The organism is Nocardioides gansuensis, from assembly GCF_003076135.1.
GTDB lineage: Bacteria > Actinomycetota > Actinomycetes > Propionibacteriales > Nocardioidaceae > Nocardioides > Nocardioides gansuensis.
Window position 1 is genome coordinate 1 of sequence record NZ_QDGZ01000031.1, and the last position, 697, is coordinate 697.

A 697-nucleotide genomic window follows, 5' to 3' on the forward strand; every position below is an offset into this window, starting at 1 on the left:
CGGCCGACTGGTACGCATCGGTCGGCCACAGCTAGACCTGCGCCGGACACCGCTCCTGGCACCGAGCTCGCGGCGTACGGTCCTGTACGCCCCTACCTGGGAGGGTGACGCGGAGTACAACGACTACACCTCGGTGGACACACTGGGGGAGGCGATCGTACGCGCGATCCTCGCCGTGCCCGACGTCCGATTGGTCTACAAGCCGCACCCCAAGCTCACGACCAGTCTGACGCCCGGAGTGTTCGATGCCCACCGGGACATCGTTCGACTGGTGGCCGAAGCCGCCCGGCGCGACCCCGCCGCCGGCCACGCCCAGGTGCTGCGCGGCGACATCCTCGCGGTGATGCCTGGCTGCGACGCACTGGTCACCGATGTCTCCTCGGTAGGCCTCGACTGGCTCTACCTGCACACCGCGAAGCCGATCTTCCTCACCGACCGACACGGGGATCCCGAGCGGCTCCGGCAGGAGGTGCCCATCAGCCGCTGCGCCGACATCATCGACGAGGCCGGCGTGGCTGACTTGACGACGCTTCTCCGCGACCGGCTCGCGCACGACGAGCACCAGCTTGCCCGGGTGGCCATGCGGCACCACTACTTCGACGACCTGCACGTGGGCGACAGCACGGCCCGTTTCCTCGCTGCGGTGTCCGAGTTGGTTGCGCTCCGCGACCAGCTCCTGGGCGAAGCGGAAGAGGCC

At 69.2% G+C, this 697-nt stretch carries 1 protein-coding gene; it reads left to right on the top strand.

Translation table 11 applies throughout. The features are described from left to right. Positions 1 to 697 (top strand): CDP-glycerol glycerophosphotransferase family protein (locus DDE18_RS22475; protein ID WP_170313306.1); only part of this gene is annotated, 697 nt, incomplete at both ends.